The 246-nt window shown below is 49.2% G+C and carries 1 protein-coding gene; it reads right to left on the bottom strand.

The window, feature by feature from the left end; translation table 11 throughout:
• The coding region (locus AAEZ00_RS21920) for a 4Fe-4S dicluster domain-containing protein (RefSeq protein WP_351090133.1) at positions 1-246 on the bottom strand (246 nt) is incomplete at both ends.

The following is a 246-nucleotide window of genomic DNA, read 5'->3' as shown; positions in this document are numbered from 1 at the left end:
GCGGATAGCCGACCTTGTCCATCACTTCGTTACAGGCATCGATACAAGCCGCACACTGAATACAGCCGACTTGCAGGCCATCACGAATATCGATACCAGTAGGGCAGACCTGCACACACATGGTGCATTCAATGCAGTCGCCTAAGTGCTCTGGGTTTGTGCCTTTTTTACGGGCACCGCGCGGCTCACCGCGTTCATAATCATAAGATACGATTAATGTGTCTTTATCAAACATCACACTTTGAA

The sequence above is a fragment of the Shewanella sp. S1-49-MNA-CIBAN-0167 genome (assembly GCF_040310145.1).
In the GTDB taxonomy this organism is placed as follows: Bacteria; Pseudomonadota; Gammaproteobacteria; order Enterobacterales; family Shewanellaceae; genus Shewanella; species Shewanella psychromarinicola.
Note: the sequence above shows the minus strand (reverse complement) of the source record. Positions and strands in the feature narration are given on the sequence as shown.